The following is a 963-nucleotide window of genomic DNA, read 5'->3' as shown; positions in this document are numbered from 1 at the left end:
CGCACCACCCACACCCCGGCCACCGGACACCACGATCGCGGCCTCCGTCAGATCCGGACGCCCCGTCGCCTCCCGCGGCGTACGCGCCACCACCTTCGTCCCCGTGGCCAGCGCACCGAACTCCACCGCCAGCTCCTCCACCGCACCCGCCGCCGAAACAGCCTCCACCGGCGCAGAATTCGGCTTCACCGTGATCACCGGAACACCCGTGGTGACCCGCGACCTCGTCGTGAACGACGCCGCGAACGCCGACTGCGTCGCCACCGGACCCTGCTCACCGGCCACCACATCCACCGCATCGGTGATGATGCCCGACCCCAACCGCAACGCCAGCCGCGCCGCGACCTCCTTGCCCTCACCCGACGACGGCACCAGCACCGCCACCGGACTCACCACCCGCGCAGCCGCCTGAAGCGCATCCACCTTCGGCACCACCAGAAACTGCGCGAACTCCGCAGCCTCATTGACCAGCACCCGCACCGCACCATGCCCGGCCAGCACACCCGCCGCCGCACCGGCACCCGCACCCAGCGCCACCGCCACCGGCTCACCCAGCCGACGCGCGATCGTCAGCAACTCCAGCGTCGGCTTGCGGACCGCACCATCCACATGATCGACGTAAACGAGGACTTCACCCATGGGAAATCAGATCTCCTAGCAGAACGAGGAACGAACGACGACGCTTCAGATGAACTTCTGGCCCGCGAGGAACTCCGCGAGCTGCTTGCCGCCCTCGCCCTCGTCCTTCACGATCACACCGGCCGTCCGCGGCGGACGCGCCACCGCCTCATCCACCGTGCTCCACGCACCCGCCAGACCCACCTGGCCCTCATCGACACCCAGATCCGACAGATCCAGGGACTGCACCGGCTTCTTCTTCGCCGCCATGATCCCCTTGAACGACGGATACCGCGCCTCACCCGACTGATCCGTCACCGACACCAACGCCGGCAACGACGCCTC

Annotated in this window: 2 protein-coding genes; both read right to left on the bottom strand. The window is 68.7% G+C overall.

Features of this window, described 5'->3' with window-relative positions; genetic code table 11:
• On the bottom strand, positions 1–639 hold a 639-nt coding region (locus PV341_RS45105), incomplete at its 3' end, for an electron transfer flavoprotein subunit alpha/FixB family protein (RefSeq protein WP_500361056.1).
• Positions 640–684: 45 nt separating this feature from the next.
• A partial coding sequence (locus tag PV341_RS45100) for an electron transfer flavoprotein subunit beta/FixA family protein (protein ID WP_500361054.1) occupies positions 685–963 on the bottom strand: 279 nt, incomplete at its 5' end.

Origin of the sequence: Streptomyces sp. PA03-1a, assembly GCF_033792805.1 — a bacterium.
Lineage (GTDB): Bacteria > Actinomycetota > Actinomycetes > Streptomycetales > Streptomycetaceae > Actinacidiphila.
This window is presented reverse-complemented; position numbering and strand designations above follow the sequence as displayed.